At 61.6% G+C, this 15,586-nt stretch carries 11 protein-coding genes; 2 read left to right on the top strand and 9 right to left on the bottom strand.

From position 1 onward, the window contains the following. Positions 1 to 60: 60 nt before the first annotated feature. Together IB238_RS02945 and IB238_RS02950 are read right to left on the bottom strand one after the other, a co-directional pair. Positions 61 to 1,182 carry a pyridoxal phosphate-dependent aminotransferase gene (locus IB238_RS02945; RefSeq protein ID WP_192243407.1) on the bottom strand — a complete coding sequence of 374 codons (1,122 nt, stop codon included), beginning with the start codon at positions 1,180 to 1,182 and terminating at the stop codon, positions 61 to 63. Positions 1,183 to 1,407: 225 nt separating this feature from the next. Further along, positions 1,408 to 1,836 (bottom strand): PilZ domain-containing protein, encoded by a 429-nt coding sequence (locus IB238_RS02950; protein ID WP_192243409.1) that lies wholly within the window; start codon positions 1,834 to 1,836, stop codon positions 1,408 to 1,410. A gap of 543 nt (positions 1,837 to 2,379) precedes the next feature. Here IB238_RS02950 and IB238_RS02955 point away from each other — a divergent pair. Beyond that, positions 2,380 to 4,101, top strand: a complete 1,722-nt coding sequence (locus IB238_RS02955; RefSeq protein ID WP_192243411.1) for an arylsulfatase — start codon at positions 2,380 to 2,382, stop codon at positions 4,099 to 4,101. Positions 4,102 to 4,347: 246 nt separating this feature from the next. Here IB238_RS02955 and IB238_RS02960 read toward each other — a convergent pair whose 3' ends face one another. The 6 genes from IB238_RS02960 to IB238_RS02985 form a co-directional block, all read right to left on the bottom strand. Next, on the bottom strand, positions 4,348 to 5,571 hold the full coding sequence (locus IB238_RS02960; protein WP_192243413.1) for an acyl-CoA dehydrogenase: 1,224 nt from the start codon (positions 5,569 to 5,571) through the stop codon (positions 4,348 to 4,350). A gap of 238 nt (positions 5,572 to 5,809) precedes the next feature. Further along, the gene (gene iolB / locus IB238_RS02965; protein ID WP_192243415.1) at positions 5,810 to 6,607 is read right to left on the bottom strand and encodes a 5-deoxy-glucuronate isomerase; all 798 of its coding nucleotides are present in this window, start codon (positions 6,605 to 6,607) and stop codon (positions 5,810 to 5,812) included. 48 nt (positions 6,608 to 6,655) lie between these two features. Then, positions 6,656 to 7,573 carry a myo-inosose-2 dehydratase gene (gene iolE, locus IB238_RS02970; protein WP_192243417.1) on the bottom strand — a complete coding sequence of 306 codons (918 nt, stop codon included), beginning with the start codon at positions 7,571 to 7,573 and terminating at the stop codon, positions 6,656 to 6,658. Positions 7,574 to 7,645: 72 nt separating this feature from the next. Further along, on the bottom strand, positions 7,646 to 9,496 hold the full coding sequence (gene iolD, locus IB238_RS02975; RefSeq protein WP_192243419.1) for a 3D-(3,5/4)-trihydroxycyclohexane-1,2-dione acylhydrolase (decyclizing): 1,851 nt from the start codon (positions 9,494 to 9,496) through the stop codon (positions 7,646 to 7,648). 21 nt (positions 9,497 to 9,517) lie between these two features. Further along, positions 9,518 to 11,440, bottom strand: coding sequence for a 5-dehydro-2-deoxygluconokinase (gene iolC, locus IB238_RS02980; protein WP_192243421.1), 1,923 nt, complete (start codon positions 11,438 to 11,440; stop codon positions 9,518 to 9,520). Positions 11,441 to 11,548: 108 nt separating this feature from the next. Then, positions 11,549 to 12,427 carry a MurR/RpiR family transcriptional regulator gene (locus IB238_RS02985; protein ID WP_192243423.1) on the bottom strand — a complete coding sequence of 293 codons (879 nt, stop codon included), beginning with the start codon at positions 12,425 to 12,427 and terminating at the stop codon, positions 11,549 to 11,551. 138 nt (positions 12,428 to 12,565) lie between these two features. Here IB238_RS02985 and IB238_RS02990 point away from each other — a divergent pair, with 138 nt between their 5' ends. Then, positions 12,566 to 13,687 (top strand): Gfo/Idh/MocA family oxidoreductase, encoded by a 1,122-nt coding sequence (locus IB238_RS02990; RefSeq protein WP_192243425.1) that lies wholly within the window; start codon positions 12,566 to 12,568, stop codon positions 13,685 to 13,687. A gap of 315 nt (positions 13,688 to 14,002) precedes the next feature. Here IB238_RS02990 and IB238_RS02995 read toward each other — a convergent pair whose 3' ends face one another. Further along, the gene (locus IB238_RS02995) at positions 14,003 to 15,040 is read right to left on the bottom strand and encodes a M10 family metallopeptidase C-terminal domain-containing protein (protein ID WP_192243426.1); all 1,038 of its coding nucleotides are present in this window, start codon (positions 15,038 to 15,040) and stop codon (positions 14,003 to 14,005) included. Positions 15,041 to 15,586: the final 546 nt, after the last annotated feature.

Below are 15,586 nucleotides of genomic sequence, written 5' to 3' on the forward strand. Positions count from 1 at the left end.
ATCAAAAACCTACAAGAACCTCGAAGAAGGCGCTGCTGTCCAAAAATGACAAGCTGCTGCCTACCGCTTGCTGTTCACCGTCTTCAACACCTTCGGAAGCATCTCTTCAAACAGTGCCATCTCCGCCTCTGGGCCGACGCTGACGCGTATGCAGCGGTTCAATGGCGCTACGCCGGGCATGCGGATGAAGATACCGTGCTCCATCAACCCGTCGACAATCGCGCGGGCGTGGTTGCCGTCGTGCCCACAGTCGATCGCAACGAAATTGGTGGCAGAGGGCAGGGGGCGCAGGCCGTTCTGTGTGGCGATCTTCGTGATCCTGTCGCGCGCCGCGGCGATGCGGCCAACCACCTCGTGCAGGTAGGTCTGATCCGCAAGTGCCGCGAGCGCTGCCGCCGTCGAAATCCGCGCCATACCGAAATGGTTGCGGATCTTGTCGAAAGCCTGTGCGTTGCCGATCGTGCCGATCGCATAACCCACGCGCGCGCCGGCGAGCCCGTAGGCCTTCGAGAACGTCCGCATCCGCAGAACGTTCGGTTGGCCGATCAAAGCCGTTATCGCAGGCGTGGAGCCAGCAGGTGCCGTCTCGCAATAGGCCTCGTCGAGGATCAGCAGGCTGTGCTCCGGCAGTGCACGGGCGAAGGCGGCGACGCTGTCGGCATCCCACCAGCTTCCCATCGGATTGTCCGGATTGGCGAAATAGACGAGCGGCGCGTCCTCGCGCTTGGCTGCGGCAAGAAGGCCGTCCAGATCCTCCCGGTCGTTGACATAGGGAACGGTCACGAGACGCCCGCCATAGCCATTCACATGGTAGTTGAACGTCGGATAGCCGCCCAACGACGTCACGACCGGCGTGCCCGGCTCAACGACAAGCCGGACGATTTCACCGAGCAGCCCGTCGATGCCGCCACCGATCGCGATGTTGTCGCGCGAGACACCGTGGTGGAGGGCAAGTGCTTCGCGCAGCTCGAAATTCTCCGGATCGTTGTACATCCAGGTTTCGCCGGCCGCGCGCGCTATCACCGCCAGCACCGAGGGTGCGGGGCCGAAGCCGCTCTCATTGGCACCGATGCGCGCCTTCACCCTGGTCCCCCGCTGCCGTTCGATCGCTTCCGGCCCCACGAAGGGGATGGTGGAGGGAAGCGCGTTGACGAGCGGGGTGAAGCGGGAGAAGCCGGACATTCTGCGAGCACCTTGTTGAGTGACGTCAAGGAAGAGCTTGCTTGCGTGCGTCGAGCAGGCCGACAGCGCAGGCCGGCGGCACACTAACGCATGCCGGCAAAATTCCAAATCGATTTTCTGTAAGGATTATGTGTTGTTTTCAAGGTGTTATCGCGGTGTCGTCGACGACACTGCGGTAGAGGCGGGCTGCGGGCGCCGCTGGCGATCCCGCGCCCGGCTTGGCGGTCAGGCGCGCTGCAGGTTGAACTGCGGTCGGACGATGCCCTTGGTATAGGGGAGCGGGGCATCCTTTTTCTTCGTGGCGACGCCGCCGGTGAAGTAGTCGGCGCGCACGATCTCGTGCAGCAGTTCCTCGTCGATTTCCTTGATGAACTGGACACCGATGCGATGATCGTTGCGGTACATTTCCGCGCAACCGACCTTGGCGAAGACACCGACGATTGTCAGATAGTAGTGCTGTCCGAGCCCGATCGTCGTGTTGACGGAAAAGCTGGCGCCGCCTTGCGAGATATCGATCAGCTTGCAACTCCGGGTCTTGGGGACCGCGAGATCAAGGCCGACGGACAACAGCATGCCCTGCCGGTTCACCTTGAAGCGCTCCCATTTGCGCTCGTAAAGGCCGCCGCTTTGGCGCTTGTCTACCAACTCCACCATATGCTCTCCCGGAAATGGGCATCATGCCCCCAAACGACCATGCGGGGAGTTTTGCACCTATGTGTTGGAAATCGCTAAAGGCGCCATGTAAAAATTTACGTATCGCAATTCTGGGAAATTGAGCGCGAACACCCTCTGCACGCGCTTTCCGACAGATGGGAAACAATGGTCCAACCCAACTCAGCCTAAAGCAGCAGAGACCGCTTCGCGTCAGAAGGGTCGAGCGTTTTCCAGCCGGACAACGATCACCGCGAGATCGCTGCGGCTTTCAATCTGGAAGAGCAGCTCATTTCGTGAGATAACGCTAATATTCAGCATAAGGCGCGGACATCAATCTATTCGAGGCGGTGCACTGGTCTCGCTACGAGACTTGCATACGGGCTTTGGGGCGCATTTTTCGTTGCTTTGACTGCGATGGGAAAGGAGGGCCGCAGAAGGCGTCTAGCACATCCAAACCAACACCGGAGACCGAACTGTCGGTTCGGCACATCGTCGTCATATTCCGCGTTCGGTTGTTCTGGCCTTTATTGAGGGAGAAAGCAGATGCAGCGCAAGATTGGCAGCAGTAGTGCCGTATTGGCAACCTTTGCCGCGGCGCTCCTGGTCGGAGCGAGCCCGGCCAACGCCCAGCAAGCACAGAAGCCGAACATTCTGTTCATCATGGGCGACGACATCGGCTGGATGCAGCCGGGCATCTATCACCAAGGCCTGATGGTGGGCGAAACGCCCAACATCGATCGCATAGGTAATGAGGGTGCGAAATTCATGACCTACTACGCCGAGCAAAGCTGCACGGCTGGTCGCAACGCCTTCTTCACCGGGATGCATCCGCTACGCACCGGCATGATCCCGCCGCAACTGCCAGGAAGCCCGTCCTACCTGCGGCCGGGAACGCCGTCGCTAGCGTGGTTCCTGCGCGATCTTGGCTATAACACCGGCGAGTTTGGCAAGAACCACCTGGGCGACCACACTGACGCGTTGCCGACCGCGCACGGCTTCCACGAATTCTGGGGCTATCTCTATCACCTCGATGCCATGCAGGGAGTGAGCTTCCCCGACATCAACAAGACCCCGACCGAGCAGACGGTCGCGCCGGTTTGCAGGAACACCTCGATCCCCGGCATTCCCGATGATCCCGCGGCCGTCGATCCGGCGACGACACCTTGCCTGACGCCGCCGCGTCCCGTGCTGTTCTGCACCTCGCCGGATGGGACCGCCGCCAAACAGACCTGCAAGGACGAAGGCCCGCTGACGCTGGAGCGCTCGAAGACCGTGGACGAAGAAATCTCGCGCCACGTCATCGACTTCCTCGACCGCAACGACCCGAAGAAAACCAACAAGCCGTTCTTCGTCTGGTACAACCCGGCCCGCATGCACATCACCACCGTGCTGTCGGACAAGTACGCAAACATGATTGGCGAGCCCGGCGGCAAGGACTGGGGTCTCAATGAAGCCGGCATGAAGCAGATGGATGACAACATCGGCTATGTGCTGAAAAAGCTCGAAGAAATGGGGCAGCTTGACAACACCATCATCGCCTTCACCACCGATAATGGTGCCGAAACGCAGACTTTCCCCGATGGCGGCGTAACGCCGTTCAAGGGCGGAAAGCTGACGACATGGGAGGGCGGCATGCGCGCGCCGATGCTCGTGCGCTGGCCGGGCCATATTGAACCTGGGACGGTCAAGAACGACATCTTCGCCTCGCTCGACTGGTTGCCGACACTGGTCGACATCGCCGGCGGCCCGAAGGGCAACGAACTGAAGGCGCAGATCGAGAAAGGTGCTTATCCGGGCATAGCCAAGACGACGCTCGACGGCGTCAACCAGCGCGACTATCTCGAAGGCAAGTCCGATAAATCGGCCCGCGACACCTTCTTCTACTACTCGGGCAAGGACCCGTCGGCCGTTCGCTACAAGAACTGGAAGATGTACTTCGCGATGGTGTCCGACAACGTGGAAGGCTTCCTCGTCGGAGTGATTCCCTACCACTGGACTCAGGTCGTCAACATCAAACGCGACCCATTTGAAGTCTCCGTCGGAACGCAGATAAAGACGGTAATGGGAACGGGCGGCACGATTGGCTCTCCGTCGACCGCCTACATCTACGACTGGAACCTCCTGCCGATCGGTCAGGCGCTTTGGCTGAAGGAGCTTGAGAGCTACATCGACTATCCGCCCATGCAGGACCCGGCCAGCTACAACCTCGAACAGGTTATGCAGCAGGTGAAGGAGATGCGGTCGTCGCATCGAGCGGGCGAATGACAAGATTGCAGTGGACGCCCTTCGGGGCGTCCACCTGGTAGCGCGATGTCCTGAGCTCGGGCCCCCTTTGGGGCCAGGAGCGGTCCTTTATCCGAATGGCTCGGCTGCTGCTTCTGCGACTTGATGCCCGATTCTTTGGGAAATGAGCGTCGGGCGGGACTTCCTGCCGGCATCGCAGCGCCAAAAGCACAACGCCCCGCTCGAGGCGGGGCGTTGGCATCGTTGCGAAGAAGATCGGAAAGTTGCTTACTGGAACGCCTGAAGGCCGGTCTGTGCGCGTCCGAGGATCAGCGCATGAACGTCGTGCGTGCCCTCGTAGGTGTTGACGGCTTCCAGGTTCATGACGTGGCGGATGACGCCGTACTCGTCGGAAACGCCATTGCCGCCGTGCATGTCGCGGGCGACGCGGGCGATGTCGAGCGCCTTGCCGCAGTTGTTGCGCTTCATCAGTGAGATCAGTTCGGCCGGGGCGCGATGCTCGTCGAACAGGCGTCCGAGGCGCAGTGCGCCCTGCAGGCCGAGCGAAATCTCCGTCTGCATGTCGGCCAACTTCTTCTGGATCAGCTGCATCTGGGCGAGCGGCTTGCCGAACTGCTTGCGGTCCATCGTGTACTGGCGGGCGGCGTGCCAGCAGAATTCTGCAGCACCCATCGCACCCCAGGCGATACCGTAGCGGGCACGGTTGAGGCAGCCGAAGGGACCTGCGAGGCCGGAGACTTCCGGCAACAGGTTTTCGTCCGGAACGAACACGTCCTGCATCATGATCATGCCGGTGATGGAGGCACGCAGCGAGAACTTGCCTTCGATCTTCGGCGTCTCGAAGCCCTTCATGCCGCGCTCGAGGATGAAGCCCTTGATCTTGCCGTCATGCGCGTCCGACTTGGCCCAGACGATGGCAACGTCGGAGATCGGCGAATTGGTGATCCAGTTCTTGGCGCCGGAGACGAGATAGCCGCCGTCGACCTTCTTCGCGCGGGTGATCATGGAGGAGGGGTCCGAGCCATGATCCGGTTCGGTCAGGCCAAAGCAGCCGACCCACTCGCCGGAGGCGAGCTTCGGCAGGTAGCGCTTGCGCTGCTCGTCGGTGCCGTAGGCGAAGATCGGGTGCATGACGAGCGAGGACTGGACCGACATGGCCGAGCGATAGCCGGAATCGACGCGCTCGACTTCGCGGGCGACGAGGCCATAGGAAACGTAGTTGGCGCCGACACCGCCGAACTCTTCGGGGATCGTCGGGCCGAGCAGGCCGAGCGCACCCATCTCAGTCATGATTTCACGGTGGAAGATCTCGTGACGGTTGGCCTCGAGAACGCGCGATGCCAGCTTGTCCTGGCAGTAGGCGTGGGCGGCGTCGCGGATCATCCGCTCTTCGTCGGTCAGCTGGTCCTCGATAAGGAAGGGATCCTCCCAGTCGAAGGCGGCCATCTTGGCGCGGGCCTGTTCCGGTGTTGCCTTGTGATGTGCGCTCATGGGATCTTCCTCTCTCGCCGTCTGTCTCGATGCAGATGTGCTATATCAGGATGCCCGCGCCTTAAAGAGGCGGAATCTGTCCGTTTCCCCGGCACTCTGCCTAATTGTGCATGGCTTCATGCGCCCGCAGAATGAGAGCAGTCAAAAGCGACCTGGACCGGCTGTTCTTTATCCCAAACCACGCAATGCCATCGATCCTGGCGGTTGCCGCTTGTCTATGGCGAATCCGGCTTGCGCCTCACCGTGTCAGCAGCCATTCGTGTTCCTTGGCGTTGTGGAACTTCCAGATCCGCTTCGGACCCGCCATGACATTCAGGTAGTAAAGGTCATAGCCGTGGCAGGTGGCGCAAGGGTGGTAGCCCTTGGGCACCAGCGTCACGTCGCCATCCTCCACCGCCATCGCCTCGTCGAGCGAACGGTCGTCGGTGTAGACGCGCTGGAAGGCGAAGCCCTGCGGCGGGTTGAGGCGGTGGTAGTAAGTCTCCTCAAGGAAACTTTCGTTCGGCAGATCGTCCCGGTCGTGCTTGTGCGGAGGATAGGAGGAGGTGTGCCCCTCCGGGGTGATCACTTCCACCACCAGCAGCGAATGAGCCGAACCGTCATCCTCAGGCATGATGTTAGTGACATGGCGGACGTTGCTGCCCTTGCCGCGAACGATCTGCTGATGCGTGCCGGGCGGAATCGCCTTGGCCTTGAAGTTGCCTCCGCCCGGCGCGGAGCAGACTGCAAGCTCAAGGCCCGTTTCCGCCGTCACCGACCAGTTCGAATGGGCCGGCACATACAGTGCATGCGGCTGGCCCTCGAACACGCTCATACGCTCGCCGAGCACGCCGAAGCTCTCGCCGTCGGCCGTCACCGACCCCTTGCCGGTGACGAAGACGAGGCAAACCTCCCGGCTTCCCGTCTCCGCAGCGATGATCTCGCCCGGCTTCATCTTGTGCAGATCGAAGCCCACATAGGTCCAGCCGGCGCTTTCCGGGGTGACATGCGTCACCCGGCCATGATCGCCCTTGGGTTTTACGAGCAGATTCGGCATGGGCTTGTTCCTTTCATTCGGCATCCGTGTCCAGCGTGCGGCGGAGCGCTATCCTTTCGGAAAACCCTCTGTCTCGACGGTATAGCCCGCAGCGGTCATGACGCGCATCAGTTCCGCATGGCCGATCTCCGCCATCTTCTGCGGCGGGGCCTTGCGCGGATCCTGTTCGGCTTCGACGACGAACCAGCCTTCATAGCCGTGATCCGCCAGCCGCTGTACGATTGCGCCGAAATCGAGCGACCCGTCGCCCGGCACGGTAAACACGCCGAGCGCCACCGCATCGAGGAAGGATTGCCGGCTGCGATCCAATCCGTCCACCACGGCCCGACGGATGTCCTTGACGTGGACGTGATTGATGCGGGCGTGGTGATTGTCGATGGCGCGCAGCACGTCGCCGCCGGCAAACGCCAGATGCCCGGCATCGAGCAGCAGCGGAATGCCTTCGCCCGACGCGCGCATGAAGGCGTCGAGCTCCGGTTCGGTTTCCACCACGGCGGCCATATGGTGGTGATAGGAGAGCGGCATGCCCTGTTCGGCGCACCATTCGCCGAACTGGGTGACGCGGCGCGCATAGGCCTTCATCTCGTCGTCCGAAAGGCGCGGCTTGGTCGCGAGCGGCTTGGAACGGTCGCCCTGGATGGAGCGGCCGACTTCGCCATAGACGATGCAGGGCGCGTTGACCGCCTTGAACAGTTCGATCATCGGGGCGATGCGGTCCTTGTTGGCGGCCAGTTCCTCGTCGACAAGGGTGCCGGAGAACCAGCCGCCGCAGAGCGTGACGTCGGCGGCGCGCAGGATCGGCAGCATGACGGCCGGATCCTCGGGGAAGCGGCGACCCTTCTCCATGCCGGTAAAGCCCGCGCCGCGAGACTGCCGAAGGCATTCCTCGAGGGACACGTCGTCGCTCAGTTCCGGAAGGTCGTCGTTCCACCAGGCGATCGGCGACATGCCGAGTTTGGCTTTCATGATGTTCTCCTTAGGCTCGGAAGAGCGACGGATCGGCTCGTCCGAAAATTGATCTCGTATGGGTTGAAGCACCTAGCCGATGCGCTGGGCGCTGAGCGCTTTCACATAGGCTTCACGCGCCTTTTTGACCTCTTCGCGCGGGCTGACCTCGGGCACCGCCACGTCCCACCAGTGGCCACCTTCCTTGGTGGTAATCAGCGGATCGGTGTCGATGACGATGACCGACGTGCGATCGTTGCCCTTGCTCTGCTCGATCGCCGTCTCGAGATCGGCAATGGAGGAAACCTTCACCGCGACTGCGCCCATGCTTTCGGCGTGCGCCCGGAAATCGATGTCCGGCATCGCCTCGATCCGCGCGTCCTTGAGCAGGTTGTTGAAGTTGGCACCCCCGGTCGCCATTTGCAGCCGGTTGATGCAGCCGAAGCCGCGATTGTCGAGCACGACGATCGTCAGCTTTTGGCCGAGCATGACCGATGTGGAAAGCTCCGAGTTCATCATCATGTAGGAGCCGTCGCCAACCATGACAACGACATCCGCTTCGGGCCGCGCCATCTTGACTCCCAGTCCGCCGGCGATCTCGTAGCCCATGCAGGAAAAGCCGTATTCCATGTGATAGCTGCCCGGCCTTCCGGCCTGCCAGAGCTTGTGCAGTTCACCCGGAAGCCCGCCGGCGGCGCAGACGAGGACGGAGTTTTCGCCGCCGATGGCGCGTTGGACCGCACCGATCACCTGACCGTCAGACGGGAGAGGGGCGTTCGTGGCTGCGGTGGCGCTGTTTGCCGCCGCCATCCATTCTGCCTTGCGCTCTTTCGCGGCTGCTTCGACCGAGGCCGGTGCCTTCCAGCCACCCAGCGCTTCGGAAAGCAGCGTCAGGCCTTCGCGGGCATCGCAGACCAGCGGCAGGCCGTCGTGTTTGGCTGCGTCGAAGGAGGCAGTATTCAGACCGATGATCCTGATACGTTCGTTCTTGAACAGCGCCCAGGAGCCGGTGGTGAAGTCCTGCAGGCGCGTGCCGACCGCCAGAATCAGGTCGGCTTCTTCGGCAAAGGCGTTGGCGGCGGAGGTCCCGGTGACGCCGATGGAACCCATGCAGAGCGGATGGTCGTCGGGCAGCGCCGACTTGCCGGCCTGGGTGACGGCTACGGGAACGCCATGCATGCCCGCGAATGCCTTCAACTCGGCTGTAGCGTGCGAATAGAGCACGCCGCCGCCGGCGATGATCAGCGGTCGCTCGGCGTGACGGATCGCCTCGATCGCTGCGGTGAATTCGTCCGTATCCGGACGCGGGCGGCGCTCCTTCCAGACCCTCTCTTCGAACAGGCTTTCGGGATAGTCGTAGGCCTCGGCCTGCACGTCCTGGCAGAGCGACAGCGTCACCGGACCGCAATCGACCGGATCGGTCAGGACCTGCATGGTGCGCTTCAATGCCGGGATGATCTGCTCGGGTCGGGTGATGCGGTCGAAATAGCGCGAGACGCAGCGGAAGGCGTCGTTCACCGAAACCGTGCCATCGCCAAAATCCTCGATCTGCTGCAGAACAGGATCAGGAACGCGGTTGGCGAAGATGTCACCTGGCAGGAAGAGGACGGGCAGGCGGTTGACATGCGCAACGCCGGCCGCCGTCACCATATTGAGTGCGCCGGGGCCGATCGAGGTCGTGCAGGCCATGAACCGCTGGCGGAAGCTCGCCTTGGCAAAGGCCACCGCCGCATGCGCCATGCCCTGCTCGTTGTGGGCGCGGTAGGTGGGCAGCTCCTCGCGCACCTGATAGAGCGCTTCGCCGATGCCGGCGACGTTGCCATGGCCGAAGATGCCCCAGACGCCGGCAAAGATCGGCACCTTTTTGCCGTCGACGATCGTCATCTGCTTTTTCAGATAGTGCACGATGGCCTGCGCCATCGTCAGCCGGACCGTCTTACCCATCATGTTCCTCCCAGAATGCTCTCAGTGCCCGCGCGTTTTCAGCCAGGCGTCAGTCAATTCGCCGAAGCGGTTGGTCATATCGATGATCGCCGCCTCGTCGGTGAGCCTGCCGGCCATCCATTCCCGCGCGGCATCAGCAAAGATCGTGCGCCCGACGGCAAAGCCCTTCACTGACGGCGCCGCCTTCGTCGCCTCGAAAGCCTGCACCAGCTCCTCCTTCGGCGCCTCCAGACCAAGCAGGACAATGCCGCGGCAATAGGGGTCGTTTCGCGCTACGACCGCGTCGATGTTGCGCCATGCCGCCGCCGACGCCTGCGGTTCCAGCTTCCACCAGTCGGGTTTGATGCCGAGATTATAAAGCTCCTGCAGCGCCGTGGACACCGTCTCATCGTTCAACGGCCCGTTCTTGCCGGCGATGATCTCGATCAGCAGTTCCCGCCCGACGCGCCGCGCCGCCTCGAAAAGCGCGCGCAGCTTCTCCTGCTGTTCCTTCTTCAATGTTGCCGGATCGTCCGGATGATAGAAGCACAGGCATTTGATGCAATGGCCGATCGGCCATTCGACAAGCTGCGAGCCGATGTCCTGGCTGAATTCGAAGCGCAGCGGTTTTGAGCCGGGAAGCTCCACCGGGCGGCCGATCCAGGAAAAGTTCTTTGTCGCCGCATCGAAGAAGGCGTCGCGGCCGAACCGTTCGTCGATCAGCATACCGTAGCCCGGCCGCCCCTTCGCCACGCGCGCCGCCGCCTCGACCGTCAGCCGTTTGAAGGGGGAAATGCGCTCGTGCGGCACGCCGAGCTGATCGGCGATCTCCACCAATTGCATGCGGTGGTCGCAGGCGAGCGCCATCAGAAGCGGGATCTCTTCCCGGCGGGTGGTGGCCCAGTGAATGTGGTTGATCGCTTCGTCCTTCCGCAGCGCCCTGTGCTGGCTTCCATGCTCAAGGAAGAACTGCAGTTCCGCCCAGGTCGGGTACTCCGGCGAGCAGAGCAGACGGGAGACGGCGAATGCGCCGCAGGCATTGGCCCAGGTGGCAGATGTTGCGTGGTCTTCGCCGGCGAGCCAGCCGCACAGGAAGCCGGACATGAAGGCGTCGCCGGCACCGAGCACGTTGTAGACCTCGATCGGAAACCCCTTGCCGACGATTCCGTCTTCGAGATCGTCGCTGATCGGCCCGTCATAGACGATGCAGCCCATGGCGCCGCGCTTCAGCACGATCGTCGCATCGGACACAGCGCGGATCGCCTTCAGCGAGGAGAGCACGTCGTCCGCGCCCGAGGCGATCATGATCTCTTCCTCGGTGCCGACGATCAGGTCGCAATCCGGCAGGACTGATTTCATCAGCTTCGAGACGCGGTCGGACTTTACGTAGCGCTCGAAACCTTCGGCATGCCCGGCGAGACCCCAGAGATTGGGCCGGTAGTCGATGTCGAAGATGACTTTGCGACCGTTCTCGCGCGCGATCCGGATCGCCTTGCGTTGCGCAGCTTCCGTGTTGGGTTTGGAAAAATGCGTGCCCGAGACGAGCACGGCGCGCGACGAACGGATGAATGCCTCGTCGATATCGTCCTCGCAGAGCGCCATGTCGGCGCAATCGGTGCGCACAAAGATCATCGGCGAGACGCCTTCGGCCTCGATTGCCAGCAGAACAAGCGCCGTAAGGCGTTCCTTGTCGGTGACGATTCCCGCGGTCGCGACGCCTTCACGGTCGCACTGTTCGCGGATGAAGCGGCCCATCTGCTCGTCGCCGACACGAGTTATCAAACCTGACTTCAGGCCGAGCCGCGCCGTTCCGATCGCGATGTTGGCAGGGCACCCACCGACGGACTTGGCGAAGGAGGTGATGTCCTCGAGCCGGCTGCCGAGCTGCTGGCCATAGAGATCGACGGACGAACGGCCGATCGAGATGACGTCGAGCGTCAGGGCTTCAGGATCGTGTCGCGGCATGCTTCCTCCCATCGGCACCGAGATGCTCTCCGGCGCTCTGGAAAACGAAACATCAATTCCAAAGGTTAGTCAATTCGGAATGTACATTCCATTTCATTTCCGGTCATTTCATTTCTTGGCGGAGATCTTTCCACTCCGATCCAGACTACGTCGTTTCTCAGCGATCGCCACGGGAAGTGCCATGGCCAGCGCCATCGAGGCCGACAGCGAGCGGAACCCGCCGTAGTCGGCCTCCGCCACCTCGAACCAGTGGGCAGCACATGTTGCCAGCGGAGAGAAAGCCGAATCGGTGATGGCCACGAGCGGCACGCCGCGTTCGTGCAGCGCCTGGGCCTGCGACAGGCTCTCTGCGGCGTAGGGGGCAAAGCTCACTGCGATTGCCGCATCCCGGGCGGTCGCGAATTGTGCGATTTCCGAATCGATCCCATTTGGTGAGGCGATGGTCTGATGGCGAATGCCGAGCTTGCCGAAGGCATAGGCCATATGGGCGGTAAGCGGATAGGAACGGCGCTTGGCGACGAGGTAGATCGTCTCGGCCTTGGCCAGCAATCCAACGGCGCGGGAAAAGGCATCCCGGTCGATCGTCTGGGCGAGGCGGGCCACGGACTGGCCTGCCGCAGCGATGAACCCAGTCAGCAACTCGTCCTCGCTGCTGGCCGCGGCTCCCTGTTCCAGCGTCGCCAGCCGCTCCTCATAGGACAGAGTGCGGTCGCGCAGGCGTTCGCGAAAGACCGTCTGCAGGTCGGAAAATCCGTCGAAGCCGAGATGATGGGCAAGGCGCACCAGCGTCGAGGGCTGCACCTCGGCGGCAGCTGCAATGCTTGCGGCTGTTCCGAAGGCGATCTCGTCCGGATGGGCGAGCGCATAGGCAGCGACCTGCATCAACCGCTTCGGCATCGTCGACTTTCGATCGATGATGACGCTGCGCAGGCTGTCGAAATCGCGCGGCACGCGCACATCCTGCTGCTTGTCTTGTTCCTCATCCATGTTCGGCTCAAGTCCCTCGGAAAGCGATGGAATGGATCTTGTGAAACATTTATTCCATATCGAGTCGGAAATATAGCTTTTGTTCCAGATCGTTTCGATCCATCCTTTACGCGAAAATCGCCGTGAGGAGGAGTGACTATGGCAGAACTTGGCGTCGGATTGATCGGAACGGGCTATATGGGCAAGTGTCATGCGCTCGCCTGGAACAATGTTGCGACCATCTTCGGCGATGTGGCGCGCCCGCGGCTCGTGCAATTGGCCGAAAGGAATTCGGAGCTTGCCGAGAGCAGGGCGCGCGAATTCGGCTTCGCAAAGTCGACGTCCAACTGGCGCGACCTCCTTGCGGATCCCGACGTCGACGTCATTTCCGTGACCACGCCGAATCAGTTCCATGCCGAAATGGCAATCGCAGCGCTCGAAGCCGGCAAACATGTCTGGTGCGAGAAGCCGATGGCGCCCTCGCTCGCCGACGCCGAGCGCATGGAGGCGGCCGCGAGGCGCTCCGGGAAGGTTGCGATCATTGGCTACAACTATATCCAAAACCCGGTCATGCGCCATCTCCGCACCCTGATCGGGGAGGGTGCCATCGGAACTGTGAACCATGTCCGCGTCGAGATGGACGAGGATTACATGGCCGATCCGGAGGCGCTGTTCTCGCCCAAAAGTGAGGCAAAGGAGGGCTACGGCGCGCTGGACGACTTCGCCGTGCATCCGCTCTCACTCCTCTGGAACCTGTTCGGCCATGTCGAATCGGTGATCGCCGACCTCGGAAAGCCCTATCCGGATCGCCCGCTGCCGGAGGGCGGCCGGCGTGCCGTCGAAAACCATGACCAGGCAAGCGTCTTGATGCGGCTTTCCAGCGGCATCCCGGCCGTGCTGATGGCCAACCGCTCCGCCTGGGGCCGCAAGGGACGGATCGCGCTGCAGATCTATGGCTCGCAAGGCTCAATCCTGTTCGACCAGGAGCGCATGAACGAGTTCCAGATCTACCGCGCCTCGGATCGGGCGACCGAACAGGGCTTCGCCACCGTCCTCACGGCCCCGCACCACCGGCCCTATGACCGCTTTATCCCGGCACCGGGCCACAGCCTCGGTTTCAACGACCTCAAGGTCATCGAGTGCCGCGAATTGATGGCCGCCATCGCCGGCGAACCGTTCCGCGCCGTCAACTTTGTCGACGGCCTGCGCATCGAGCGCGCGGTGCATGCCATGGCCCAGTCCTTCCGGGAGCGGCGCTGGGTGGATGTGGCGGTCGGGTAAATGCCCGGTCTGTGCGCACAAATCTCCGATCTTGAAGCTGTCACGGCCGGAGGCGGCAGCGCATTACTAGGTACTGCGCGAGACGGACTGTTCGACAGGTCGCCCAGTATACCTCCGTAATGCCGGACCTGATCCCGCATCCAGCCGCAAGTCCTTGCGGGAAAATGAGTCTTTCGCGCCGCAGACGTGGTGCGTCTGGACCCCGGCTCAGGGCCGGAAGACGGCGGGAATGGGTGGTTGTGACGGGAGGTGCAGGTAGTCCAACAGGCAAACGGCCGGAGCATTGCCCCCGGCCGCCAGATTTGCATCCGCTGATCAGAGGATGAAATCGCTCGAATAGTACTTCGTGTAGTTGGCGTAGATTTCGAAATCCGCGTAGCCGTCGCCGTCGACGTCACCTTGGATGATGTGGCCGGAGTAGCGCAATTCGCCCGCCTTGTCGCTGAACGCCTTGTTGCTGATGAACGTGAACGCCTGGTTGCCGCTGCGGTTGATGTTGGCATCGATGTTGCTGAGGTCGATCTTATCCTTCTCCGAACTGTAGAAGTCCTGGATGACGTCGCGGTATTTGCCGACCGCCGAATCCTTGATCGAATCGAAGATGAAGTAGTCAGACCCCGTGCCACCGTTCAGGATGTCGTAGCCACGGCCGCCGACGAGGTCGTCATTGCCACTGCCACCCAGTAACTTGTCGCTGCCGTAGCCGCCGAGCAGATAATCGTTGCCGCCGAACCCGGACAGGATGTCGTTGCCGCTGCCGCCTTCGAGGTCGTTTGCCCCATTGGTGCCGCGCAAGGTGTCGTTGTAGCTGGTTCCGATCGCGTTCTCGATGCTGCTGAAAGTCTCCTTATTGGAGCCGACCTTGGCGTACTTCTGGTCAAGGTCTACGAGAACGCCGCGCCCCTTCAGCTTGCTGTCGTCCTGGAGTTCGTAGCTGAGCGTATCGACACCGGAGCCGCCGCTGAAATAGTTCCGGAAGCCGGCCGAGAGGAAGGTGTCGTTGTCGTCGCCGCCGTAGTACCGGCTCTGCAGCGTCAGCACCTCGAACCAGTCGTTGCCCGATTCGCCGTAGACGTAATCGCGGTAGTCGTCATCGATCGCGTAGCCGTTGTGGATGTAGGTGTCGTTGCCGGAGCCGAGGTAGATCTTGTTCCCGCCCTCGAACCAGTTCTTCACATAATCGTTGCCGCTGCCTGCTTCCACGTAATTGAAGCCGCCGTCCCGGCTGACAAGGTTAAGGTAGATCTTGTCATTTCCGCCATAGGTAAAAATGTCTACTTCAGGTACGGTTCCTTGTGAGACGGTGTTTGCGTAATTGTTGCCGATATATTTGTAAGCGCTAACCCAACCCATGGAGCCATTTCCTCGTTACTGCAAACCAATTTGCTTGCCCTGAACATTATGCGCCTGTTCCTGAACGCGACTTGAACGCACGGCAGGTCTGAGGCGCATCTCATAGTTGCTGAGGATTTGTGTCCGAATCCGGCAGCAACGATGATCCTTTGGTGACATTTGGCCAGTTGTCTGACGCAAGATCGCCGATTTAGTTGACGAAGTGTTGACGTGGGGAGGGGGGCTGTTGGCAGGTCCGGGACGTATAACGCTGCAAAGCTCGGATTGACCGGTTACCACCAGCCGATCAACGATCCGGTCTTGACGACCATAGCGGCAAGTGCCGCGAATGCGCCGCCGATCACCAATACGTAGAGCAGGAGGTAGCGATTCATGCAGGGCCTCGATTGTTCGTGCCCCTCTGTGCCAAATTAGTGTCGTTCGCGCCAGCGCATTCCCGTGACCTTCCGGTATGTGCCGCATTGACCGGCAAGATATATGTTAGTCTTGTTTTGGCTGTGGACCTTCAAATAGGGCTTGATCCTTCAGGCGATTCCCCATATCAGG

The sequence above is a fragment of the Rhizobium sp. ARZ01 genome (genome assembly GCF_014851675.1).
Taxonomy (GTDB): Bacteria; Pseudomonadota; Alphaproteobacteria; order Rhizobiales; family Rhizobiaceae; genus Mycoplana.

Coding starts and splice junctions, on each gene's coding strand:
- IB238_RS02945 (WP_192243407.1), bottom strand. CDS start 1,182: ATGTCCGGCTTCTCCCGCTTCACCCCGCTCGTCAACGCGCTTCCCTCC.
- IB238_RS02950 (WP_192243409.1), bottom strand. CDS start 1,836: ATGGTGGAGTTGGTAGACAAGCGCCAAAGCGGCGGCCTTTACGAGCGC.
- IB238_RS02955 (WP_192243411.1), top strand. CDS start 2,380: ATGCAGCGCAAGATTGGCAGCAGTAGTGCCGTATTGGCAACCTTTGCC.
- IB238_RS02960 (WP_192243413.1), bottom strand. CDS start 5,571: ATGAGCGCACATCACAAGGCAACACCGGAACAGGCCCGCGCCAAGATG.
- iolB (WP_192243415.1), bottom strand. CDS start 6,607: ATGCCGAATCTGCTCGTAAAACCCAAGGGCGATCATGGCCGGGTGACG.
- iolE (WP_192243417.1), bottom strand. CDS start 7,573: ATGAAAGCCAAACTCGGCATGTCGCCGATCGCCTGGTGGAACGACGAC.
- iolD (WP_192243419.1), bottom strand. CDS start 9,496: ATGGGTAAGACGGTCCGGCTGACGATGGCGCAGGCCATCGTGCACTAT.
- iolC (WP_192243421.1), bottom strand. CDS start 11,440: ATGCCGCGACACGATCCTGAAGCCCTGACGCTCGACGTCATCTCGATC.
- IB238_RS02985 (WP_192243423.1), bottom strand. CDS start 12,427: ATGGATGAGGAACAAGACAAGCAGCAGGATGTGCGCGTGCCGCGCGAT.
- IB238_RS02990 (WP_192243425.1), top strand. CDS start 12,566: ATGGCAGAACTTGGCGTCGGATTGATCGGAACGGGCTATATGGGCAAG.
- IB238_RS02995 (WP_192243426.1), bottom strand. CDS start 15,040: ATGGGTTGGGTTAGCGCTTACAAATATATCGGCAACAATTACGCAAAC.